Source organism: Chryseobacterium sp. PTM-20240506 (assembly GCF_048296755.1).
GTDB classification, from domain to species: Bacteria; Bacteroidota; Bacteroidia; order Flavobacteriales; family Weeksellaceae; genus Chryseobacterium; species Chryseobacterium proteolyticum.
On the sequence record NZ_CP182581.1, the window covers coordinates 3,656,266 to 3,681,754 of the forward strand.

Consider the following 25,489-nt stretch of genomic DNA (forward strand, 5'->3'; position numbering starts at 1 on the left):
TGTTTTTTTATGGAATTTTAGTAAATTTAAAAAAAATAAATAAATAATGTCAGACAACAAAGTTATATTGAATTACGACGGTAATTCATATGAATATCCTATCGTGGATAGTACTATCGGAGACAGAGGGATAGATATTTCAAAACTAAGAGACCAGACGGGTCTTATTACCCTGGATTTAGGGTATAAAAACACCGGAGCTACCATTAGTGATATTACTTACTTGGACGGAGATAAAGGAGAATTATTCTACAGAGGTTATCCAATCGAGCAGATTGCTGAAAAATCTAACTTTACGGAGGTAATGTATCTTTTATTACACGGTGAATTACCTACTCAGGATCAGTACAGTTCTTTCGAAAACAATATCAAAAAATATAACTTCATCGCAGACGAAATGAAAAAGATCATTGATGTTTTTCCTCGTTCTGCTCACCCTATGGGAGTATTATCTTCCCTGACTTCTGCATTAACCGCTTTTAATCCAAAAGCTGTTAACGTAAATTCTAAAGAAGAAATGGACCATGCTGCTGAATTGATGATTGCTAAATTCTCTCATCTTTGTGCATGGACTTACAGAAAAACTCAAGGTTTACCATTAAACCATGGAGATAACAATCTTAACTATGTTGAGAATTTCTATAAAATGGCTTTCAGATTACCAAATGCTGATTTCGAAATCGATCCGGTAGTTGTAGGTGCATTGGATAAGTTATTAATTCTTCACGCTGACCACGAGCAAAACTGTTCTACATCTACTGTAAGAATGGTAGGTTCTGCTCATACAGGTCTTTTTGCTTCTATCTCTGCTGGGGTATCTGCACTTTGGGGGCCTCTTCACGGTGGCGCTAACCAGGCAGTAATTGAAATGCTTGAATTAATTGAAAAAGATGGAGGAGATGTTTCTAAATATGTTGCAAAAGCAAAAGATAAGAACGATAACTTCCGTTTGATGGGATTCGGACACAGAGTTTACAAAAACTTCGACCCAAGAGCTAAAATCATTAAGAAAGCTGCTGATGATATTCTTAGTGCATTAGGAATCCAGGATAAAGCTCTAGATATTGCAATGCAATTAGAAAGAGTAGCTCTTGAGGATGAATACTTCATTGAAAGAAAATTATATCCAAACGTAGATTTCTATTCAGGAATTATTTACAGAGCGTTAGGAATTCCTACAGAAATGTTCACTGTAATGTTTGCATTAGGAAGACTTCCGGGATGGATTTCTCAGTGGAAAGAAATGAGATTAAAAGGAGATCCTATCGGAAGACCAAGACAGGTATATCAAGGAGCTCAGCAAAGAGACTATATCGATATGGTAAACAGATAATATCTGCTTCAACAATAAAAAAATCCCAAAGTGAGCTTTGGGATTTTTTGTTTCTTATCATATTCTTTGTAGGGTGTAGGAGGAAGAATTATAATAAAAAAATGATGGGATTTTAAAAATCGGATGTTGAAATTTCTTATTTTTACTTGGTGTAAAAAACTAATATACAATGACTTTCGGGCAACAATTGTTATTCTTCTTTAGTGCTGTAGGAGCTTTTAACGGGCTTTTGCTTGGGATTTACCTTTTGTTTGTTAAAAAGCTGAAGTACCTTCCTGATTTCTTTCTAGGCCTGATTTTATTAACTTTAAGCATAAGAGTCGGCATATCTGTATGCATCTATTTTTATCCGGACTTACCCAGGATTATTCCTCATCTTGGATTGTCTGCATTGTTTTTTACCGGACCTGCGATATATTATTATATCCGATCATCTTTTTTAAAAGAACAGTTTATCCTTAAAAATTGCAGAAAGTCATTTGGTATCTTGACATTAATTTTGGGTACTGTAGGTCTTTTATACCTTTTTTTTCCGGTAACGTGGGATAGTTATTTCGGTACTTTTATTTATTCAGTATGGACAATATTTGTATTCATGTCGGTGTATGAGTATTATAACAGGACTATAAAACAATCACAAAAGCCGGATAAATTCATACTACCGGTTCTTATTAGTAATCTGATTATATTCTTAACATATCAGCTTATTTCTACAGGCTGGGTTCAGATCTATTGTGCAGGTGGGAGTTTAGTGTTTTCATTTGTTCTGTATGCGAATTTTCTCATTTTGTTTAATAAAAAGTACCATACTACCGAAATAAAGGAGCCTGGCAGGTATTCTAATAAGAAAATATCGAACGAGCAGGTAGACAGCTTTGTTTCAAAACTCGAGAAATTAATGGAAGTCGAAGAACTGCACAAAAATCCTAATTTGAAATTAAATGATCTGGCAATAAAAATGGGGATATCCTCTCACCAGCTTTCTCAGTTGCTTAATGATAATCTGGGAAAAAGTTTTTCAACTTACATTAATGAGTACAGGATTCACGAAGCCTGTGTGATCATTGAAAACGGTTCATTTCTAAAAATTGAAGAAATCGGATACGAAGTAGGATTTAATTCTAAATCGACATTCTTTTCGACATTCAAGAAAATAAAAAATACTACACCTCTTTTATACAGACATTCGCAAACGCCATCTGTAAGCGAACTTCAGAGTTCAAATTTATAATTTCGTACTTCGGAATTTAAACTTTAAAACCTCCTTTGTATTTCCGAATCCTACTTTTGGTTTCATAAAATTTAAAATTTATGAACCTAAGATTGTGGACGCTGATCATGGTATTGTTTCTGTCATATTTTGCTAAAGCCCAAAAGAATATTCAAGGGAAAATTGTGGATTCTGAGACAAAGGCTAACCTTTCGGACGTTAATCTTTCATTTTTCAATGGACTCACTTCCCAACTTATTGAGAAAAAAACGACAGATTCTCTAGGCCGTTTTAGTTTTAAAGGTTTCCCGGAAGGACTTTATGTAATAGTAGAAAAAAGAGGATATCAAACAAAACGGTTGGATACATTCAGGGAAATTTCTGTCATTGAAATGATTCCATCCGGAAAAACTATTGAAGAAATTGTCTTACAATCACCAACCCGTAATGTAAAATTGAATGATGGAAATACGGTAATGAATATAGCCGGGAATAAGGATTTTAAAACGGCAACTCACATGCTGGATGTACTGAGGAAAACACCTGGAGTGACGGTGGATCAGGAAGACGGGATATTTATCGGTGGAAGAATAGCTCCTGCAATTTTCATTGATGGAAAGCCTGTAGTGATGAGTATTCAGGAAACTCGAGCTTATCTGCGGTCCTTATCTCCTGAAATGGTTGAATCTATTGAAATAAATACCAATCCGTCATCTAAGTATGATGCTGAGTTCAAAGGTATCATTGATATCAGACTTAAAAGAAATGCGAATCTGGGCTGGAAAGGAAATTATAATGGAAATATTTCAGTTAATAAGTTCAATTACCGGGAAAACTCTTTGACGTTATCTTATAACACTGAAAAGATAGCATATCAAATGCAGGTGGGTTATAATGAGGGAGTTTCAACTTATCGTTACAATGCGCTGCAACGACTTGCTAACACAAATGTTATGAGAACTGAAACCTATCAAAAAGATGCGGGGAAGGTAACCTCTGTTCTTACTGGCATTGATTACCGGATAAATAGTAAGAATCGACTACGGTTTACACTGAGAGGGAATTTTAGAAATAATAACAGGACACGAACAGGATCATTGTATACTACCAATGAAGATGAAACGCAGTTAATTTTTAATACTGAAAGCAATAATCCCACAGAATACGGTCAGGAGAATTATGGAATATCGACAGATTATTCATGGAGGGGCAAAAACTTTGAAGTGAATTTCTTAGGAAATTATCTACTGGTTAACAACAAGCAAAAAGATGATTTTATTAATAAGAAGCGACCTGATTATGCGTTATTATCATATTGGAAATCCGATTTATCAAATAGGATAAAAATTTATACTGCTCAACTTGATGTTCGTCAAAAAGTGAAAAATATTAATTTTGAAGCCGGAATAAAATATGGCAATACAGAAACCAGCAACAACATCAGGTATGATACATTGGCGTTAAATAATCAGTTTGTTCCGGATCCTACGCGTAGTAATATGTTTTCATACAAGGAAGAGGTATTTGCAGGATATGTAGCTTTCAGCCGGAAACTTAACAAACTTCAAATCAATGGGGGAATAAGATTTGAAAACACAAAAAGTATTTCCGATGCAATCAGTTCCGATTCTGTGGTAGCAAGAAATTATGTTGAGTGGTTGCCATCCTTTGGAATAAATTACGCCTTTAACAAATCTAATGAGATTTCTGTTTCATACAGCAGGAAAATTACACGACCGATTTTTTCACAGCTCAATCCTTTTAGGTTTTACTTCAGCCCATTGAACTATTGGATTGGAAATCCTTATTTGCAACCTTCATTTACCAGTCAGATCAAGGCAACTTATCGTTATAAAAATTGGGTGACAGATTTAACGATAGGAAAAGAAACGGATGTTATGGTCCGATATCCGAGATATGATCCCAAAACAAATGTTTTAGAATATTTAGGGACGAACTTACCTTATCGGAATTTTGCTATTCTGGAAATGAGCTTTCCTATAAAAATTACAAAGTGGTGGAATATCAATACGCAGATTACAGGATATTATAATTACGAATTCCGGCCTTATTTTAATGAGGTGTTTGCTTTTTCAATTTACAATTATGAGCTGAGATTTAATCAGGTATTTTCACTACCTAAGGGCTACACTGTAAATCTTTTTACAAACTATGAATCTAAAACGGGAAATAGCCTGTATATCATTAAGCCCATGTATACGGTCGATCTTTCAATACAAAAAACATGGTTTGACAATAAGCTGAATACAAAGATCAGTTATAATAATATGTTTGACTCATATGATCAACGTCTGGTATTCAGGCATAAGCAAATCATAGATAACCAATTTACCCATTGGTGGGACAGCCGGAGATTTCTGGTTGCGGTAAGTTACAATTTCGGAAGCTCAAAATATCAGGGAAAGGAAATACAGAAAACTGACGAGGAGAATAGATCAAGATAAAATAAAACCTGCTACAAGAAATAGCAGGTTTTTGTTTTTTTTAATTATGGACATACACAATTACCACATGTCCAGATTCTGCAGCTTCCGTCATCATTCCATTCACAGCAGTATCTCGGCTTCGTTGGGCCAGCACCTCCAATAATTGATTTCTGTTGATCTCTTCCTAATTTTTGTGCATTTTTTAGCACTGAAATGTTCTTGTTCATGATTTTGATTTTTTGATGTTGATGATTTAGTTTTAATTTTACATAAAATTATATCACTAATATAGGAGTTTTATTTGTAATATTTACTATTATTTTTCAACAAATGTAGATGATAAACAGTTGTTTATAGATTTTTTTAAAGTTTAACGGGTCTCAGAAATGAATGAGTAGCATTATTCTATTGTAACCAAGAATAAATTCTTAGAGAAACTAATTCAAAAGTTTTCCAGCTAGGGACCTTTACTTATATTTGTACATTGCATAAATCTTTATGAAACTAAATATTAAAAACGAAACGGGGAGGTTAAAATCAGTTGTTCTGGGCCAACCTAATTCTCTGGGACCGGTTCCCACCCTTGAGGAAAGCTATGATGCCAAGTCATACTACTCAATCGAACACAACATATATCCTAAAGAATCGGATATTATTGATGAAATGAATGCTTTTGAAGCAGTACTGAAAAAATACGATGTGGAAGTTTTGCGTCCGAGCATTATCAAAGATTACAATCAGGTTTTTGCAAGAGATGTTGCTTTTGTAATTGATGATAAGATGATTATTTCCAATGTAATTGCTGACAGGGCAGATGAGCAGGAAGCTTACAAAAAAGTTTTTGAGAAAGTGGCCTGGAGAAAAATTATTAATCTCCCGGAAACGGCTCATATTGAAGGTGGAGATGTTATTGTCTGGGATGATTTCCTGTTCATAGGAACTTGCTTTAGCGAAGATTACAGAAATTACAAAACAGCGAGAACCAACGAATACGCCATAGAGATCCTAAAAGAATACTTTCCTAAAAAGAGGATCATAGACCTGGAATTAAAAAAGAATGATAAAATTCCTTTCGAGGGTATCCTTCATCTGGATTGTACATTTAATCCTGTTGGAAAAGATAAATGCCTTATCTATAAGAATGGTTTTGTGGACGAAAGCGATTATCGTTTGATTGTTGATATTTTCGGGGAGGAAAATTGTTTCCATTTGACAGATGAAGAGATGTTTGAAATGTTTCCCAATATCTTTTCTATATCTCCTGAAATAGTGGTTTCAGATCAAACATTTACAAGAATGAACAACCATCTGAGAAATGAATGGGGAATGACCGTAGAAGAGATTCCATACCGTGAAATTTCCAAAATGGGCGGACTTTTACGCTGCTCTACAATGCCATTAGTGAGAGAATAATAAAGTAAGAGTGTGAGAGAGTAAAGAGTTTTAATAGCCCAATCTTTCAATTTTTAAATTAAAAAACAATGCAAACTACAGATACAGTATTAATGATTGAACCGATTGCTTTCGGTTATAATGCGGAGACCGCAGAAAATAATTACTTTCAGGTTGAACAGAAAGATTCGGATGTTCAGGCTAAAGCATTAGGAGAATTCAATATTTTTGTTGAGAAACTAAGGAATAAAGGAATCAATGTAATCACAATCAAAGATACATTGGATCCTCATACTCCGGATTCTATTTTTCCGAATAACTGGGTAAGCTTCCATAATGATGGTAAAGTAGTTTTATACCCTATGTTTGCTTCAAACAGAAGAGTTGAAAGAAGAGAAGATATCCTGGAAACAATAAAAAGTAAAGGTTTTGAAATAACGGAAGTAGATGATTGGTCACTTCCTGAAATCCAGGGACACTTTTTAGAGGGAACCGGAAGCATGATCTTTGACCATGACAATAAAATCGCTTATGGTTCTGTTTCTTTAAGATTGGATGAAAAATTATTCAGAGATTTTTGCGAAAAATATGGTTTCGAGCCTATTGTTTTTCATTCTTTTCAGACCGTAGGTTCAGAGAGACTTCCTATTTACCATACCAATGTTATGATGTGTGTAGCTGACAAATTTGTTGTCATTTGCCTGGACTGTATAGATAGCGAGCTTGAAAGAAGCAAGGTTATTGAAACCATCAAAAATTCAGGAAAAGAAATTATTGAGATTTCAGAAGAACAGATGCAGCAATTTGCGGGGAATATGCTTCAGGTCCAGAATAAGGAGGGTCAGAAATTTCTAGTAATGAGCCAGACTGCATATGAATCTTTAACATCAGATCAAGTATCAGCCATTGAAAAATATTGTGAAATTATCTATTCAGATCTAAATACAATAGAAGTAAATGGTGGTGGAAGTGCACGTTGTATGCTGGCGGAAGTTTTTTTACCCAAAAAAACAATATAAAATAAACCAAAAAATATTACATATTATCTTCCGGCCTGATTTCTATGCCCGAAGATTTTATTTAAAAATGAGTAGACTTGAAGATATTGATACTTTTAATTTATAAGTAAACCGAAAAAAGTTAAGTAAATTTGGATCTTACATAAAAATTATGAAGATGCAGAAGTACTTTTTTATGATGCTTGTTTTGTTGGGAACAAGTTTGAAAGCCCAGCAAAAAACATTTTGTAATCCCATTAATATTGACTACGGATATACGCCCTTTGAATCTTTTTCTCAACAGGGAAAACACCGGGCGACTGCTGATCCTGTTATCGTAAACTTTAAAAACAAACTTTTTTTGTTTTCCACAAACCAGGAAGGTTATTGGTATAGTGATGATATGCTTGACTGGAAATTTGTACAAAGAAAATTTTTACGGGATAAGAAATATATTCATGATCTAAATGCACCTGCAGTTTGGGCCATGAAAGATACTTTATATGTTTTCGGCTCGACCTGGGAACAGGACTTTCCGATCTGGAAAAGTACAAATCCTACGAAAGATGATTGGGAAATTGCTGTAGATACTTTAAAAGTCGGAGCCTGGGATCCTGCCTTTCATTATGACGAAGACAAAAATAAACTCTACCTGTATTGGGGTTCAAGTAATGAATGGCCCTTGCTTGGAACAGAAGTAAAAGTAAAGACATTACAATCTGAAGGGTTTGTAAAACCTATATTGAGATTAAAGCCGGAGGATCATGGCTGGGAACGTTTTGGAGAATATAATGATAACGTATTTTTACAACCTTTTGTTGAGGGTGCATGGATGACGAAACATAATAACAAATATTATATGCAGTACGGAGCTCCCGCTACTGAATTCAGTGGATATTCTGATGGAGTGTATGTGAGTAAAAACCCTTTAGAAGGTTTCGAATATCAACAGCATAATCCCTTTTCATACAAACCAGGTGGTTTTGCCAGAGGTGCCGGACATGGAGCAACCTTCGAAGACAATTATAAAAACTGGTGGCATGTTTCAACAATTTTTATTTCCACAAAAAATAATTTTGAGAGAAGACTGGGGATCTGGCCTGCAGGTTTCGATAAAGATGATGTAATGTATTGTAATACATCCTATGGAGATTACCCTACTTATCTTCCACAATATGCTCAGGGAAAAGATTTCTCCAAAGATCTTTTTGCAGGTTGGATGCTGTTGAATTATAATAAGCCTGTCCAGGTTTCTTCGACCTTAGGAGGATATCATTCAAACTACGCTGTTGATGAAGATATAAAGACCTATTGGAGTGCTAAAACAGGTAATTCTGGTGAGTGGTTTCAGACGGATCTTGGCGAAGTTTCCACGATCAATGCAATTCAGATCAATTATGCTGATCAGGACGTGGAATTCTTAGGGAAGACTTTAGGGAAAATGCATCAATACAAAATCTATGGATCCAATGATGGGAAAAAATGGACTGTTATTGTGGATAAAAGTAAAAACACAAAGGATGTTCCTCACGATTATGTGGAGCTGGAAAAACCGGCAAAAGCAAGATTCCTTAAAATGGAAAACCTTAAAATGCCTACCGGAAAATTTGCATTAAGTGGTTTCAGGGTATTTGGAAAAGGAGCGGGACAAAAACCTCCAAAAGTTCAGAACTTTGTTCCTTTGCGTGCTGATGCAAAGAAATATGGAGAAAGAAGAAGTATCTGGATGAAATGGCAGCAAAACCAGGATGCCGATGGGTATGTAATATATTGGGGTAAGTCGCCGGATAAATTATACGGAAGCATCATGGTATATGGAAAGAATGAGTATTTCTTTACTGGAGCAGACAGAACGGATGCGTATTATTTTCAGATAGAAGCTTTCAACGCTAATGGAATCTCAGAAAGAACAGAAGTAATGAAATCAGAATAAAAAATAAGCGCTTTGGATTTTTCAAAGCGCTTATTTTTTATCAGCTTGCTTTAAAAATTGATCAATCTTTGTAATAAGAAAAGTACTGTTATATTCTTTATCCCAATCAAGGTGTCCGCCATTAAATTCAAAAGATTCGTGAAAAATATTATTCTTATTTAAAACAGAATCAAGAATTTTTTTTTGAGATACGGGGATAACCTGATCATTCTTTCCGTAATAAGATAAAGTAGGAGCTGAGGTTCTTGTAATCCAGTTAACGGGGCTCGCAAACTGTACTGTTGAGATACCAGAAGGGATCACTTTTGTATCAATCAGATGCTTTTCAACAAATGAGTAATCAAAATACCCTTTAAAACCTGCATCTGCCAGGTGTGTAGGGCCTACAATGTTAATAACTGCTTTTATCCTCTTGTTTTTATTAAATTTATAAGCATATATCATTGATAAATGAGCTCCTGCACTATTTCCAAGAAGAATAAAACGTGGTTTGTATTTAAGTGTTTTTTCCAAATGGGATAAAACACGATCAATATCATTGGTTTGATTCGGAATTCCAAACTGTGAAACTGAAGCTAATCTGTAGTTCATATTAACGAAAATGGAATTCTGGAACTTTTGCATCAGGGATAGAGTAAAGAATGTTAATTGAGATTTATTTCCACTACGCCAGCCTCCACCATGTATAATTAAAAAGACATCAGTTTTTGAATTGTAATGAGGTGGGAAATATAAATCCATTTTTTGGTCCGGACTCTCACCGTAGGAAATATTTTCCTCACTTTTAAAACATATCTTATTACCAAGACTGACTGTCTTCTTTTTGCAACTTATGCTACACAGGATTAATAATAAACTACAAAAGGATATCAGATTTTTCATATGCTCTAAGATAAAAAACTCACTGAGAAATCAGTGAGTTTGGCAAAAATAATTGATATGAAGAATGAATGTTTTTATCGGGTTCTGTTTTTAATATCATCTGAGGCGCTTTCAATATCCCTTACCTTTTTTATTTTTTGATTTCCGAAATTGTAAGTGATGCTTAAAGTCATTCCTCTTCTGTACTGATCGTTTCTGATGTAATTGTAATTTCCGTTTGGCTGATAATCTTCTATTTCTACGATATTGGTTCTTAGAACATCATTCACATTAAGAGCAAAGGTCCAGTCGTTCCAGTTTTTCTTTATACTTAAATCAAGACTCATCAGGTTTTTCAGCATTCCAAGCTCTATTTGTTGTTTGTCAATAAAGAAATAATTAACTCCTAAAAACCAGGTTTTTTTCTTATCTAGACGAATGGTGTTATTACTCGTGATTACAATGCTTGTCGATTTTACAGTATTAGTATAAACCAATGGCTTTCCGTCCTTATCAACAAAAGTGTCTCCTGTAGTTGGATCTTCAGCCAAAGAACCATTGTTGATATTGTGCTGAACACCGGTATTAAAATTCAGGGTCAAGTATTGTTTAAAGAAATTTTTCTGAATTCCTACCATGGCAGACATTTCCTGCTTGTCTCCAAAATTTGTTCTGATGTAACGCAGTACATTTTGAGTGCCTATTTTTCCATCCGCAGATTTTATAAAGCCTTGTAAAGGAACCTGTGTGATCTGATCTTTAAAATAAGAGTGGTTTAAAATCAGGAAATAAGAGTTTTTATACATGTAGGTCAATTCCTGATTGTATGTTGATGAAGCTTTTACAAAGGGATTGTTTTGTGTGTAGTTAAACTCTGTAATGTAATTTCTTATCGGGTTTAATTCCCAGAAGCTTGGTCTTCTCATTCTGCTTGAAAATGAATAGGAAATATTATTCTTATCATTGATAGCATAATTGAAGCTGAGGTACGGCAGGAAATTATTATAATTTCTCTCAATTCTCTGATGTTTTTGGCTTTCAATTATATTGGTAGGACTATCCGCTGTTCCCAGGCTGTTTGTAATTTCATATCGGGCACCCACCTTTCCTGAAAATTTATCTGAAAACTTTTTTTCAAGAGTGAGATACACTCCATAGATATTTTCATCATATATAAAATGGTTGAAATCCGGTGCTGGCTGTGGATTATTGTTATAATTACCATCCTTATCTATAAACTGATATGTAAAGTTCTTTGTATCATTATCAGTTTTGGTTTTATTGAAATTTCCACCTAAAGAGAGGGTAAAGTCATTCTTAAATTTCTGAATATAATCTACTGTACCTGAAAAATTCTTAATGACCTGCGGAGTATTTTGTGTGATTGTTTTTCCTGGTCTTGAATAACCGTTACCATTTTCATCCGGAATCATGGTGTTATTTTTTGAAAACTGAAACCTTTTGTAAATAAGATATGCAGCATTTGCATTAAATTTACTTCCAAGGGAGTCCAGTTTTAGCTCATAGTTTAAATTCACAGAGTTATTGTAGTTTCTGGAATCTTCTCTGTTTTTAGTCCATGTATGCGTTGTTTCTACCACACCCAACGAGTTTGGCTGCGTTAAGGTATTAAATAAATCGATCGTGGAGTTGTAACTTCTGTTAGCCCAGGAATTCCATGATAATGCCAGATTACTTTTTTCGGTCAGTTGATAATCAATATTCAGATAGCCACCAATATTTTTATTTGGATCATCAATATCTCCTACCGATTCATTTTTTAGCTGATCTGTACCATTTCGCAGAATATAAGATTGAGGTTGAATATTTTCTCCCCCGTTGAGATTAGCACTGATTCCTAATTTATCTTTTCTGTAATTAGCAGAAAAACTGGCTGAGCTTGCATTGTATTTATTTTGGCTATTGGACATTCTCATATTCCCATTCAATCCGTCGCTCATTTTTTTCTTTAAAACGATATTGATGATTCCATCAGAAGACTCTACCTGGTATTCACTTCCGGGAACCGTAATGACTTCAATTTTCTGGATATTTTCTGCAGGAGTATTTTTAAGGAACTGCACCAGAGACTCAGAGTCCATATTGGTTTTTCGTCCGTTGATATAGATCAGTACATTATTCTTTCCTGCTATTTTTAATGTTTTATCATCTGTAGTTGATAGCAGTGGTGTTTGCTTCAAAAGATCAAATGTTGTATTTCCTTTAGCAACTGGTGAAGCAGCTACATCATATACAAAGCGGTCGCTCTGCTTTTTAAAAATCTGTTTTGTTAGAGTAACTCCTTCGATATTTTTGGTTTTTACCGAATCTGATTTTTTTTCCTGGGCGAGTGCTAATCCGCTGAAAAATAAGGCTGCGATGAGTAGTGGCGTTTTCATGAAATTTATTTTTTTGTGCAGCTTTGGACTCTTATGTATTTGATCTAAAGCTGTAATAGGTTAGTTAATTAAGTTCTCGATTTTACAGCATCATTTGCTGATTTTATTTCCCTTGCTTTTTGCAGTTTCTGGTTTCCGAAGTTATAAGTGACCCCGATATTCAATATTCTTGGATAACCAAAATTGGTCACATTATTATAGCTGCCATTAGGCTGGACACCATTGATTTTATTGAAGTTTTGGTTAAACACATCATATAATTCTGCTACAAAAGTCCAGTTACCCATGATCTTTTTGACACTCAGGTCAAGACTCTGTCTGATACCCATTTCTCCGATTTCCATTTTACTTTTGCTTGCAAAGAAATAATTGATTCCCAGGAACCAGTCTTTTTTGGCAGATAAGCGGATGGTATTATTAAACTGTGCTGAAAAATTGAAATTTTTCACATCAACGATATACGGGGCAAGAACTTCTGTTTGTCCTGGTATTTGAACAGATGTCGGATCTTCACTTACTGTCCCTGAATACATTACATAAGCTAAATTAACTGAGTAATTGGTTGTCCAGATTTCTTTGATCCATGATTTATTCATTCCCAGAGTAAGACCCAGCTGTTTGTTATTACCATAATTCGTTCTGATATATCTTAGAAATTTAGTCGTAACCATTTTAGGATTTCCATTTTCATCCAGAATGATCTGACCATTTTTGTCCTTTTCCGGTTTGGTGACTGTTCCTTGTAATGGCACCTGATTAGAAGCATCCTCTACATAGTTAAAGCTTAAATTTGCGTAAAATGCATTCTTAAACATATAGTTAATTTCCTGATTGTAATGTTTAGAAGCTAATACAAAAGGATTATTCTGAGTATAATTATCCGGTGTAAAGTAAGTTCTTGATGGATTCAGTTCCCAGAATCTTGGTCTTCTGATCCGGCTTGAGAAAGTGTAGCTTATGTTATTATCTTCATTAATTGCATAGTTGATATTAACATACGGCAACAGGTTGTTATAATTTCTGTCGAAGCTGGTTTTTCCCAGAATCTCTCCGCTGCTTTTAGTCATTTCATAACGGGTTCCTATTTTACCGGACAATTTTTCGTTTAATTTCCTTTCATAAGTGATGTATGCTCCTAAGATGTTTTCCTTATAAATAAAATAATTTGTTTGATCGTAGTCATTTACAAAACCATTAGCAGTATAAATATCCTGTCTTGTATCGTTATCTGTTTTCGTATTGTTATAGCTTACTCCCATCAACCATGAATCTCCAGATTTTGTTTTTTTAAGGTAGTCGATATTAGCAGCATAATTATTGATGATTTGGGGAACCCATTGTTTAAACGCTCCATATTTGTTATCCTTGTCAGTTACAAATGGAAAGGTTTCGTTAATACTGTATTTATCCCTGTTGAACCACAAATATGAAATATTGGAAGTTAGTTTACTACCTAATGTATCCGTTTTTATTTCATAATTTAAATTGAAAGAATGGTTTCTTCTTTGTGCGTCTTCATCATTTACGGTTCTGTTTTTTAAAACTCCGTTCTGAATATTTGTGATATCTAAGGTTGAGTTAAAGCTCTTATTATACCTCATATTATAAGTGAAGCTGAGGTTCTGTTTTTTATCGATTTCATAATCAATATTTACGCTTCCTCCAAAATTTTTGTTTGGATCATCATTAAATCCAAAAGATTCATTTTTAAATGTGGAATCTCCGTTTGACAACCTGTATTTTTCTCTTTCTGTCCAGCTTCCTGTATTGAAATTGGTGTTTACAGCAAATTTATTCTGTCTGAAATTAAAAGAAACTCCGGCTGAAGGATTGTTATAATAACTTTGTTCATTTTGCATTTTCAAAGTTCCATTATAACCATTATTCCTCTTCTTTTTCATCACAATATTGATAACTCCCTCGTTGGATTCAACCTGAAATTCACTGCCAGGGACTGTAATTACCTCAATTTTCTGAATATCCTCTGAAGGCGTATTTTTTAGCATTTCAATTAATGATTCAGAATCCATGTTGGTCTTTTTATTATTGATGTAGATAACAACCTCTGACTTTCCCATAATTTTTAACGATTTTCCGTCAATGCTGGAAATCATAGGAGTTTGTTTTAGCAGATTGAAAGAGTTTGTTCCTTTCGCAATAGGGGATGATGCAACATCATAAATAAAACGGTCGCTTTGTTTTCTGAAGACCTGTTTCTTTAAAGTTATACCCTCTATATTTTTAGTTTTTAAAGTATCAGATTTTTGTTGGGCAAAAATAAATCCGCTGAAAAATAAAGCTGAAATGAGAAGTGGCGTTTTCATGATTTTATTTTTAGTTTGTTAATAGCTTGTATTTGTTATTATTTAACATTACAAAGATATATAATAAATTTAGTATTATGCAATACAAAGTACTTAAAATGTTTTTGACTTATTGTTAACTTATTGATCTTCAGGATGTAAATTTTAAATTAAAAATTTTACAGATTAAGATGTTTCAATTATTTAGACAACTTAAGTTCTAAAGTTGTTACATCATAATCGGCAATTAGGAAAAATTAACATAAAAGAGACTTAAAAAAGTTTCTGTCTCAGTTATATTTCGATGTTGATTATTACTCAATTAAAAGTGATGTGATAGATATGTATAGGAATGCAATGTAGATAAATAAAAAAAGGACTTATCAGTCCTTTTTAATATATTGTATATTCAGTGGAGAACCGATTTATTCTCTGTCGAAACGGGCTAATTTTTTATCTACCCATATTGTGGCAAATGGGAAAAATGCCGAGAGTAGGGCAAAAACAAAATCTTCGTCATCCCATTTGAATATTTTTCTCACCGGAATACAAAGTAAAAGATATACAGTAAAAAAAAGACCATGAATGTTTCCGATGACAATAATAAAAATTGTGGGAAGCAATCCTTCGTCATCATATCTCTTCCAGATCATGGCAACCCCATAAAGTAAAAAACAGGAAACTGCTTCAGCTACACAGATTTGCTTGAACCATTTAATGATTTTTTCCTGGGGATATTTTGAGAAAAATTTTTCGATGAAATTCATTTCGATTACTTATAATAAATTTTAAAAGAATATTTAATACCATTATACAGAATGGCTCGTTTTGAGAGGACAAATTTACTAGATTTTATAAAACTCTTAATCTTTTTTTCAAAGTAAGGAATAAACTGCTTATTGTATCGATTTATTATATGATGATCAAAGCTTTCCACTTTTAAAGTATCGTCATTCTCATCTACATATAACATAACTTTAGTAAAAGATTGATTCTTTTGTGAAGAATCTATGTATCCTTTTGGATACATGAAATTTTTGAAAAAAAAGGTATTGAGTAAAATATCAGCTAATTTAGGATCTCCTTTATAGATCCAATTTAAATTATCATTATATTCAAAAATTATAGAAGGATTTTTATTCACATGATCTACAAGTGATTGTTTTACAATGTCCTCGATAAGATCTTTACCAAATTTTTTTTCTGTAAAGTAATTCATATATCGATGATAACATAAATTACTGGTGTAATGTGCTGGTATGTCGCTTCCCATAAAAGCTCCTCCCCAAATAATATTGTGCTTTTTTAAAGCTTGTTCGATCTCTTTCTTTGCTGGAAAATCATCTCCACCTGGTGCGATAAGGTATGTAAAATATTTATTTTCAATCTTTGAATCTTCAACTGCTTTAATTGAATCATTACTACATTGTTCATTATAATATTTTTGCCTTTCTTGAAATCTTTTTATGTATTCTATCTCTTTTTCCTTTCGTAAAGAATCTGCTATTTTAGTAGATGTATCTTGACCAAATAAAAAGGCTTGAGTGAGAAAAATGAAAAAAAAGATATAAAATTTCATATTTGTTACTTATAAAAACTACTACCATCCAAATATTCAAAAACCTCAGGAGGGAGCATAGGACGCACATTTTTACCTTCCTTGATCATATGGCGAATTTCGGTTGCAGAAATTTCAATGACAGGGGCTTTGATAAAAGAAATATTTTCGTGTTGTACATACTCAGAATCTTTTTTCTCGCCTTCAAAAATTCGTGGATAAACAATAATATGGTGATTCTTTAATAAAGTTTCGGAATTTTTCCATTTATGCAGGCCCTCCAAATTGTCCTCTCCCATAATCAAGCTGAATGAATGATCAGGGTATTTTTCATTGAGATACGTCAGAGTGTCAATAGTATAACTTGGCCTGGGTAAAGAAAACTCCACATTGGAAGCCCTCATGTTCGGGTAATTTTTAATAGCTGCCTGTACCATATCCAGTCGATTATGATCTTTAAGCAATGATTTTTTATCCTTAAAAGGGTTTTGAGGACTTACAACAAACCATAATTCTTCCATATTTGAATTTTCCAGAATATAATTCGCAAGAATAAGATGTCCAATATGTATAGGATTGAAAGATCCGAAGAATAAACCGATTTTTTTCATTTTCATTTGCAGGTGTATATGAGATGCAAAGTATAGCGTTAAAGTTGTATTTTATCCTTAGTCCCTAAACTTCACATCCTTTATATTCAGGTAGTGTGTTACATTTCCTTTCCAGTGATTTTCTTCCAGAGTAAATGCGAGATCGAAATGCTTATTTCTGAAGTCTTCAGAGAATTGCCCTAATTTAAAACCAACGCATTCTATATTTCTACCGGTGGATTCCTGCTTAATATAAAATTTCACGTGGTTATTATCTTTCCCCATTGTTTTTATATAACCGGATAATTTCTGGTTCCTTAAAGTGAGGATGGGTTTCATATTATGTGGACCAAAGGGTGCAAGTTTTCTATGGAAATTTATAAACTCGCGGTTGATATCATCAATTTCTATTTCAGAATCTATAATGATCGATGATTCTTTCTGGTGTTCCTGAATCTTTTCAGCGACCACCTTTTCGAATTTTTCCTTAAATGCCTCGAATTTAGATTTTTCCATTGAAAGTCCCGCTGCAGCATGATGTCCTCCAAATTTCAAAAAGTACTCTGAGCACATATCCAACGCCTCATGAACATCGAAATCAGAAACTGATCTTGCGGAAGCAACCATTTCTCCGTTGTTACCATCTGTAAAAACCAAAGTGGGTTTGTAATAAGTCTCAATGAGTCTGGATGCTACGATTCCGATAACACCTTTATTCCACTCAGGGTGGTAAACAATCGTTGTCAGATTGGTTTCCTGTTGCGATTCAATGATTTGATTAAGTGCCGAAAGCGTCGAGTTCATATCGAGTTCCCGTCTTTCATCATTAAGTCCCATAATGTCACTTACAATCTGATGCGCATGTTTCAGATTATCTGAAACCATAAGTTCTACAGCTGCTTTTCCATGAGAAATTCTACCGGCAGCATTGATCTTTGGAGCAATTTCAAAAACAATGTTTGAAATTTCAAAATGAGAAAGTTTATCTTCGGGAATTAAGAGTCTTAATCCTAAATTTCTTGTTTTTCGAAGGGTTTTTAAACCCATTTTGGCCAGAACCCTGTTTTCTCCGGTCATTGAGACAATATCTGCAGCAATAGAAATTGCAAGCAAATCGGTTAATTCAAACAGCTCCGAATCCGGTATTTTGTAGATTGTATTTAGACCCTGGCATAATTTAAAGCCAACTCCGCACCCTGAAAGCTCTTTGAAAGGATATCTGCAATCACTTCTTTTAGGATCTAATACGGCAACTGCATTAGGAATTTCTTCTCCTGGTAAGTGGTGGTCACAAATAATAAAATCAACGCCTAAATTCTGCGCATAATTAATCATATCAATTGCTTTGATCCCACAATCCAGAGCTATAATCAAAGAAAATCCATTCTCCTTTGCAAAATCTATCCCTTCTGTTGAAATACCGTATCCCTCAGAGTTTCTGTCCGGAATATAATAATCAAGATATTTTTTCTGAACTATTTTGCTGAGGTATAAATACATCAGCGCAACAGCAGTTGTTCCATCTACATCATAATCTCCATAAACCAATATTTTTTCACCATTCTCAATAGCTGTTGCAATACGCTCTACAGCCTTTTGCATATCAGCCATTAAAAACGGACTATGTATATCAGTGAGATTGGGCTTAAAAAATTCTCTTGCCTTTTGATAATTGTCAATTCCTCTAAGAACGAGAAGTTTAGATTCAAAAGTTCCGAAACCAAGTGACGAACTTAATCTGTCTACAACTTCCTCATCGGGTTCAGGTCTGTAAATCCATTTTTGACTCATTTCACAAAAATAGGGAAAATATATTTTAAAAAGGAATGATGAACTGTTAATATAATAATATAAAACAAAGATTTTAAGTGACGTTAAAGACCTTTCAATTCTGATTTGTTATTAATATTTATCGAGTCGCTTTTTAGATGTTCAATAGGTTATTTGGAAAAGTTTTAGAGAAAAGTTAACATTTTTTTTGATTTTGTAAATCCAAAGATAATTGATTGTCGTAAATGATATTAAATAACTAAACACTTTAAAAATTAATATTATGAAAAAGACGATTAATGTTTCTAGCCAGGGAGCCACACTGGATACCGGTAGAAGAAATTTCTTAAAACTCGGCGGCATTGGACTTGCCATGGCAGGTCTTGCATTAGTAGGCTGTGATGATAATGATGATTTTCAAATGACAGACGACCAGGTATTCGACCTTGGTAAAGGCGATGTCGGGGTATTGAATTATGCTTATGCTCTTGAGCAGCTCGAAGCAGATTTCTATACTAAAGTTGTTAACAGTTTTTATTCAGGTATTTCAACCATTGAAAAAGAATTATTTACTGACCTCTATCATCACGAATTAATCCATCGGGATTTCTTTAAAGCTGCAATATCAGGAGTTACTGCTAATGTACTGCCAAAGCTTGAATTTCAATATCCGGGTGTGAATTTTAATAACAGAAGTTCAGTATTAGCTACTGCTAAGGCTTTGGAAGATACAGGTGTTGCTGCGTATAATGCAGCAGGAAAGTATATTACGGATCCTAATTATTTAGTAATTGCAGGGAAAATAGTTTCTGTGGAAGCAAGACATGCTTCTGCGATCAGAAATCTTATCAATCCCGGATCTGCTGATTTTTCAGGGGATGATGTGATTGATGCCAATGGATTGGATGTGGCAAAAGAGCCAAAAGATGTTGTAATGGCTGCAGGAGGATTTATAAAGACACCTTTTACCTGGAAAGAAAGAGGCATTAACTAAATTATTTACTTTTAAAAACGTACTATTATGAACATTCTTAAATTACTAGATAGATTTTCTGATGATAAATTCTTTACAACAGAAGCATCAAGATTAGAGACCATTACAAATCTTTCAGCATTTGGAAAAAAAGCAGCTATTGCTTCTGTTCCTCTGGGCTTAGGAGTCGCAATGTCAACTCCGGCGAAAGCTGAAAACCGAAATACAACACCAGTTACAGGAAGCTTTTTAAAGAGTGCTTTAACCGATGCGTTACAACTTGCCCTGACGCTGGAATACTTAGAAAATGAATATTACAGTATTGGACTATCTACAGCAAGTTTAATTCCTAATGCTGACCGTACCGTTTTTATGCAAATTTCTAAACATGAGTCTGCACATGTTGGTTTCTTGAAAAGTACATTGACCTCTTTGGGAGTTACACCCGCATCGAAACCTACTTTTGACTTTACGGCGGGAGGTAATTTTACTCCGTTTACAGATTATAATCAGTTTCTTGTTCTGGCGCAAGCCTTTGAAGATACGGGCGTTAGAGCCTATAAGGGACAGGCAGGAAATGTAATGTCTAATAAAGTAGTATTACAAGCTGCTTTACAAATTCACTCTGTAGAAGCCAGACATGCTTCGCAAGTAAGAAGAATGAGAGGAAATAAAGGGTGGATTGAACTGGCCAACGGAGGAAACATGCCGTCTGCAACAAACCCTGTGTACGCGGGTGAGGATAATACAAATCAAGCCGGATACAATACTTCAACTGCATTTGGAGCTGCAGCAGGTTCTGCTGCTTACGATGAAATTTTAAGTGGTAGTGATGCAACAGCAATTGCATCTTTATTTATTGTGTAGGTGATTTCTTAATATTAGGTGTGGATCCTTTTCTGAAATTTTTCAGAAAAGGATTTTTTTGTTGAAAAAAATCATATATTCGCCGGCCAAAAGGAAAATAAAATTAATATGAAAAGAATTGTTTTAAGCGTATGCTTACTGGGAGCTGTTCACGCATTTCAGGGACAAAAAATTAGTTTAGGAAAAATTACAGATGTTGCTTCTAAAGGAGCGAAGGCGCTCACTTTTACCAATGAAGATGCTGTAAAGTTATCTAAAGAATCTGTAGAATGGATGGATAAAAATAATCCTGTAGCCGGCCCTAAAGACCCATACACCATCAGACTGAATAAACTTTTCGGTAAACATAAATCACAAGATGGTCTTAATCTTAATTACAAAGTGTATAAAGTAAAAGACATTAATGCTTTTGCCTGTGCAGACGGAAGCGTTCGCGTGTTTTCCTCATTAATGGATATAATGACAGATGATGAACTGCTGGCGGTAATCGGACATGAAATCGGTCATGTTAAAAATCACGATACTAAAGACGCTATTAAATCGGCTTATTTAAAGGCTGCGGCATTAGATGCTGCATCTTCAGCATCCTCTGCGGTAGCTACATTAAATGACAGCCAGATAGGGAAGATGGCTAATGCATTTATGGATGCTTCACACAGTAAAAAACAGGAATCTGAAGCAGATGTATACTCATACGATTTTATGAAAACGAATAAGTATAATGTCGTAGCAGAATATACAGCATTTAAAAAGTTGGCTTTGCTTTCCGAAGGAAGTACACAATCCGGTTTTCAAAAAATGTTTAATTCCCATCCAGATAGTGAAAAGCGCGCTCAGAATATTAAGAAAAGAGCAGAAAAGGATGGTCTATGGAAAGATCCTGGAACTGTCACGTTACCAACAACTAAACTTACTAAATAGTAAATACCTGAAAATAAAAAATCCTCAATTTATTTGAGGACTTTTTATTTATTTTCAATTTGCCTTGATCAATTAAGAATACATTTTTTCTCTTAATTCTTTTACTTTTTTATCCGCAAGATAATCATCATAACTCATCTCTCTATCGATAATTCCGTTAGGAGTTAATTCAATGATTCTGTTACAGACTGTTTGAAGCATTTCGTGGTCATGAGACGCCAGTAAAAGATTTCCTTTGAAATTAGATAAAGAGTTGTTCAATGTTGTAATACTTTCCAGATCTAAGTGGTTGGTAGGTTCATCTAACAATAGAATATTGGCTTTCTGAAGCATCATTCTACTAAACATACATCTCATTTTCTCACCTCCTGAAAGCACTTTACAAGATTTCAAAGCTTCGTCACCGGAGAATAGCATTCTTCCAAGGAATCCTCTTACAAATTCCTCATGGCGTTCCTCATCATTTTTAGTGAACTGTCTTAACCAGTCAACTAAGTTGATGTCTTCCTGGAAAAAGTCAGTATTATCGAGAGGCATATAAGATTGAGAAGTAGTAATTCCCCAATTGAATGTTCCTTTGTCTGGTTGTGATTCCCCAGCCAATACCTGGAAAAACTCAGTTATAGCCAATGAATTTTTTGAAAGAACTGCAACTTTATCTCCTTTTTTAAGGTTTAAGTTAATATCAGAAAAAAGAAGTTCTCCATCTTTAGATTTTTCAAGACTTTTTACTTCAAGAATCTGATCTCCTGCTTCTCTTTCCATTTCAAAAATAATCGCAGGATATCTTCTGGAAGAAGGTTTGATATCATCAATATTCAGTTTGTCAATCATTTTCTTTCTTGCTGTAGCTTGTTTTGCTTTTGCTACGTTTGAACTGAATCTTGCGATGAAATCCTGAAGTTCCTTCTTCTTTTCCTCTGCTTTTTTATTTGCCTGAGCTCTCTGTCTTGTTGCCAACTGAGACGCCTGATACCAGAAAGAATAGTTACCGGTATAAAGATTAAGTTTTGCATAGTCTAAATCTCCGATGTGCGTACATACGGTGTCTAAGAAGTGACGGTCGTGAGAAACAACAATAACGGTGTTTTCATAATCAGCCAGGAAATTTTCAAGCCATGCGATAGTGTCGATGTCAAGGTCATTGGTAGGCTCATCGAGAATTAAAACATCAGGATTTCCAAATAATGCCTGAGCTAAAAGAACTTTTACTTTGTCTTTGTTTTCTAGTTCACTCATCATCTGCCAATGCATATCATCCTTGATTCCTACGTTAGAAAGCATTGTTTGCGCATCAGATTCTGAATTCCATCCTCCCATTTCATCATAGATAACACCAAGCTCTCCAGCTTTGATACCATCTTCATCAGAGAAATCTTCTTTTGCGTATAACGCATCCATTTCCGCTTTTATCTCGAATAACTTTTTGTTACCTCTTAATACTGTTTCAAGGACATTATATTGGTCGTATGCAAAGTGATCCTGCTCTAAAACAGACATTCTTTTTCCAGGCTCTAATGATACACTTCCTGTGGTTGGGTCTTGTTTTCCGGTTAGTATTTTAAGGAATGTTGATTTTCCTGCACCATTAGCTCCGATAATCCCATAACAATTTCCTTTAGTAAACATAATGTTTACCTCGTCAAAAAGAACTCTTTTCCCGAATTGTAAAGATAAGTTAGATACTGTTAACATATAGTTTTGTAAATTTGGCGCAAAAATACGAAAAGAATTTGGGTAATTTATAATAATGTAATAGTCAAGTTTTTAAATGAAAGGTATTTTTGTATATTTCATAAAGAAATTTTAATATAATGAAGATCGAGAAAACAGTTAACATATTAAACAGAAGAGCCCGTTTTGAATACGAAATCATTGAAGAAATTGAAGCTGGAATGGTTTTAACAGGCACAGAAATAAAATCTTTACGTTCTTCAAAAGCATCCATTGCAGAATCCTTCTGTCAGTTTATTGATGGGGAGTTGTACATCATTAACATGATGATTGATGAATACAAATTAGGCACTTTTTACAATCATAAAACAAAAAGGGAACGGAAATTGCTCTTGCACAAAAAAGAATTACAAAAATTCGAGAAAAAGTTAAAAGATGCAGGGAACACAATTATACCTTTGAAGTTATATATTACGGATAAGGGAAAAGCTAAGGTCTTAATAGCCCTTGCAAGAGGGAAAAAGCTTTTTGATAAAAGGGAAGCGATAAAAGATAGAGAAAATAAACGAACCCTGGATAGAATATTAAAGAAAAGTTAAAAATCATTCAAAAAACTTTGTATATAAAGAAAAATTATATTTATTTTGCAATATCAATTATTTAATCATTTAATTCTATGAAAAATCTAAAATTAGGAATTTCAGCATTGGCACTTACTGTTGCTTCTACTGTATTCGCACAGACTACCAACAATCCGTGGATGATCGGAGTTGGTGCTCATGCGGAAAATCATACAGCTCAGAGAAACAACTTCAGTAATACTTTTGCTGCAAGAAATTTAACAAAGACTTTGTTCAATATGAACAACTTCTCTATTACGCCTCCATTATCTAAACTTACTGTAGCAAGAAATATCGGTAAAGGTTTAGTAATCGACTGGCAGACTTCAGTAGGGAACGTTGACAATAAGAGATTCAACAGCGGGAAAGAATTTTTCCTAATGACTGGTCTTGGTTTCCAAGCTAAGGCAGCGGGTCTTTTATGGAACGAGGAGTCTTGGTTTGATCCATACTTAAGAGTAGGTGCGAACTATTTAAGACATGATTATACTGCATTAACTTTCCCAAGAACTGACGCTAACGGTTATGTTATCAGTAACGGGGATAACGGTAATGAAAATGGTAAAGCTAACTTCTTTACAGTTTCTACTGGTGCAGGTATCAACTTCTGGGTAACTAAAAACTTCGGTTTAGGTGTTCAAGGAGATTATGTTTCAACTCCAGGTGATAAATCTACAGTTGCAAACTTCTGGCAAGCTTCTGCATCTTTGAACTTTAGATTTGGTAACAGAGATAGAGATAAAGATGGTATCTTAGATAAAGACGATCTTTGTCCTGATACTCCAGGTTTACCAGAATTCCAAGGATGTCCTGATACTGACGGTGATGGAGTTCCAGATAAAGACGATCAATGTCCAGATGTAGCAGGACCAGTTGAAAACAACGGTTGTCCTTGGCCAGATACAGATGGTGACGGTGTTATCGACAAAGATGATGCTTGTCCTACAGTAGCAGGTCCAGCTGAAAACAACGGTTGTCCTTGGCCAGATACAGATGGTGACGGTATCCTTGATAAAGATGATGCTTGTCCTACAGTTCCTGGATTACCAGAATACAACGGATGTCCTAAGCCTAAAAAACAAACTGCAACTGAAGTAGAAAACGAATTCAGAAATGTTTATTTCGATTTCAACAAGTCTTCAATCAAAGCTGAGTCTAAGCCAGCGTTAGATAGAGCAGCTGATATCATTAAGAAAGATGGAGGTCACTATCTATTAGAAGGAAGAACAGATGCTAAAGGTTCTGAAGTTTACAACTTGAAATTATCTAGAGAAAGAGCTGCTTCTGTAGTTGCTGCTTTAGATGCAAGAGGAGTAGATGCTAACGCACTTAAATCTGTAGGTGTTGGTAAAGCTAAAGCTACAGTTCCTGCAACAGCTTCTGATGCTGAAAGACAAGCTGATAGAAAAGTAGTTGTAACTGCTATCGAAGATGATGCTCAATGGAATTCAATCGCTAAGAAAGATTACGCTGATGCACCTGCTAAGAAAGCAGTAGCTAAGAAAAAATCTACAGCTAAGAAAAAAGCTCCAGCTAAAAAAGCTGCTGCTAAAAAGAAAAAATAATTAATTTTTCTAAATAATTAATACCTCCAAATTTTTTGGAGGTATTTTTTTTTCGTTGACTTTTAAGTAATTTTG

At 34.4% G+C, this 25,489-nt stretch carries 20 protein-coding genes; 11 read left to right on the plus strand and 9 right to left on the minus strand.

The genetic code is table 11. The annotated features are described in order from the left end of the window. Window positions 1-46: 46 nt before the first annotated feature. From ACNFU2_RS16335 to ACNFU2_RS16345, 3 genes are all read left to right on the plus strand, one after another. Window positions 47-1,333, plus strand: a complete 1,287-nt coding sequence (locus ACNFU2_RS16335; protein ID WP_172284486.1) for a citrate synthase — start codon at window positions 47-49, stop codon at window positions 1,331-1,333. 169 nt (window positions 1,334-1,502) lie between these two features. Continuing rightward, window positions 1,503-2,564, plus strand: coding sequence for a helix-turn-helix domain-containing protein (locus ACNFU2_RS16340; RefSeq protein WP_172284476.1), 1,062 nt, complete (start codon window positions 1,503-1,505; stop codon window positions 2,562-2,564). 80 nt (window positions 2,565-2,644) lie between these two features. After that, window positions 2,645-5,008, plus strand: coding sequence for an outer membrane beta-barrel protein (locus ACNFU2_RS16345; RefSeq protein WP_418122327.1), 2,364 nt, complete (start codon window positions 2,645-2,647; stop codon window positions 5,006-5,008). 44 nt (window positions 5,009-5,052) lie between these two features. Here the strand turns inward: ACNFU2_RS16345 and ACNFU2_RS16350 are convergent, their stop codons facing one another. Then, complete coding sequence (locus tag ACNFU2_RS16350) at window positions 5,053-5,217, minus strand: hypothetical protein (RefSeq protein ID WP_172284474.1); 165 nt, start codon at window positions 5,215-5,217, stop codon at window positions 5,053-5,055. Window positions 5,218-5,488: 271 nt separating this feature from the next. Here ACNFU2_RS16350 and ACNFU2_RS16355 point away from each other — a divergent pair, with 271 nt between their 5' ends. The 3 genes from ACNFU2_RS16355 (at window position 5,489) to ACNFU2_RS16365 (ending at window position 9,313) form a co-directional block, all read left to right on the plus strand. Continuing rightward, entirely contained in the window at window positions 5,489-6,403 is a 915-nt protein-coding gene (locus ACNFU2_RS16355) for a dimethylarginine dimethylaminohydrolase family protein (RefSeq protein WP_172284472.1), read from the plus strand. Window positions 6,404-6,471: 68 nt separating this feature from the next. Next, window positions 6,472-7,401, plus strand: coding sequence for a citrulline utilization hydrolase CtlX (ctlX, locus tag ACNFU2_RS16360; RefSeq protein WP_273650554.1), 930 nt, complete (start codon window positions 6,472-6,474; stop codon window positions 7,399-7,401). A 157-nt stretch (window positions 7,402-7,558) separates the two neighbouring features. Beyond that, on the plus strand, window positions 7,559-9,313 hold the full coding sequence (locus tag ACNFU2_RS16365; RefSeq protein ID WP_273650555.1) for a discoidin domain-containing protein: 1,755 nt from the start codon (window positions 7,559-7,561) through the stop codon (window positions 9,311-9,313). A gap of 30 nt (window positions 9,314-9,343) precedes the next feature. On the opposite strand, the gene ACNFU2_RS16370 is transcribed toward ACNFU2_RS16365, so the two are convergent. From ACNFU2_RS16370 to recJ, 7 genes are all read right to left on the minus strand, one after another. Further along, entirely contained in the window at window positions 9,344-10,054 is a 711-nt protein-coding gene (locus ACNFU2_RS16370; protein ID WP_418122330.1) for an alpha/beta hydrolase fold domain-containing protein, read from the minus strand. 215 nt (window positions 10,055-10,269) lie between these two features. Further along, a complete protein-coding gene (locus ACNFU2_RS16375; protein ID WP_273650557.1) occupies window positions 10,270-12,573 on the minus strand; it encodes a TonB-dependent receptor domain-containing protein in 2,304 nt (767 codons plus the stop codon). Between the two features lie 68 nt (window positions 12,574-12,641). Next, window positions 12,642-14,897, minus strand: coding sequence for a TonB-dependent receptor domain-containing protein (locus tag ACNFU2_RS16380; protein WP_418122332.1), 2,256 nt, complete (start codon window positions 14,895-14,897; stop codon window positions 12,642-12,644). Window positions 14,898-15,301: 404 nt separating this feature from the next. Further along, window positions 15,302-15,643, minus strand: coding sequence for a DUF3817 domain-containing protein (locus tag ACNFU2_RS16385; protein WP_273650559.1), 342 nt, complete (start codon window positions 15,641-15,643; stop codon window positions 15,302-15,304). Between the two features lie 5 nt (window positions 15,644-15,648). Further along, window positions 15,649-16,455, minus strand: a complete 807-nt coding sequence (locus tag ACNFU2_RS16390; RefSeq protein ID WP_418122335.1) for a hypothetical protein — start codon at window positions 16,453-16,455, stop codon at window positions 15,649-15,651. Between the two features lie 5 nt (window positions 16,456-16,460). Next, window positions 16,461-17,045 carry a nicotinate (nicotinamide) nucleotide adenylyltransferase gene (gene nadD, locus ACNFU2_RS16395; RefSeq protein ID WP_273651076.1) on the minus strand — a complete coding sequence of 195 codons (585 nt, stop codon included), beginning with the start codon at window positions 17,043-17,045 and terminating at the stop codon, window positions 16,461-16,463. Between the two features lie 57 nt (window positions 17,046-17,102). Then, a complete protein-coding gene (gene recJ, locus ACNFU2_RS16400) occupies window positions 17,103-18,815 on the minus strand; it encodes a single-stranded-DNA-specific exonuclease RecJ (RefSeq protein WP_172284456.1) in 1,713 nt (570 codons plus the stop codon). Between the two features lie 262 nt (window positions 18,816-19,077). Here recJ and ACNFU2_RS16405 point away from each other — a divergent pair, with 262 nt between their 5' ends. The 3 genes from ACNFU2_RS16405 (at window position 19,078) to ACNFU2_RS16415 (ending at window position 21,555) form a co-directional block, all read left to right on the plus strand. After that, window positions 19,078-19,788 (plus strand): ferritin-like domain-containing protein, encoded by a 711-nt coding sequence (locus tag ACNFU2_RS16405; RefSeq protein WP_172284454.1) that lies wholly within the window; start codon window positions 19,078-19,080, stop codon window positions 19,786-19,788. A gap of 27 nt (window positions 19,789-19,815) precedes the next feature. Beyond that, window positions 19,816-20,634: a ferritin-like domain-containing protein gene (locus ACNFU2_RS16410; protein ID WP_172284452.1), complete on the plus strand. Its 819-nt coding sequence runs from the start codon at window positions 19,816-19,818 to the stop codon at window positions 20,632-20,634. A gap of 108 nt (window positions 20,635-20,742) precedes the next feature. Beyond that, entirely contained in the window at window positions 20,743-21,555 is an 813-nt protein-coding gene (locus tag ACNFU2_RS16415; protein ID WP_273650562.1) for a M48 family metallopeptidase, read from the plus strand. Between the two features lie 72 nt (window positions 21,556-21,627). Here the strand turns inward: ACNFU2_RS16415 and ACNFU2_RS16420 are convergent, their stop codons facing one another. Further along, a complete protein-coding gene (locus tag ACNFU2_RS16420; RefSeq protein ID WP_273650563.1) occupies window positions 21,628-23,250 on the minus strand; it encodes an ABC-F family ATP-binding cassette domain-containing protein in 1,623 nt (540 codons plus the stop codon). A 119-nt stretch (window positions 23,251-23,369) separates the two neighbouring features. On the opposite strand from ACNFU2_RS16420, the gene smpB reads away from it, so the two are divergent. Together smpB and ACNFU2_RS16430 are read left to right on the plus strand one after the other, a co-directional pair. Beyond that, a complete protein-coding gene (gene smpB, locus ACNFU2_RS16425; RefSeq protein ID WP_172284446.1) occupies window positions 23,370-23,828 on the plus strand; it encodes an SsrA-binding protein SmpB in 459 nt (152 codons plus the stop codon). 77 nt (window positions 23,829-23,905) lie between these two features. Then, entirely contained in the window at window positions 23,906-25,414 is a 1,509-nt protein-coding gene (locus tag ACNFU2_RS16430) for an OmpA family protein (protein ID WP_172284436.1), read from the plus strand. Window positions 25,415-25,489 lie beyond the last annotated feature (75 nt).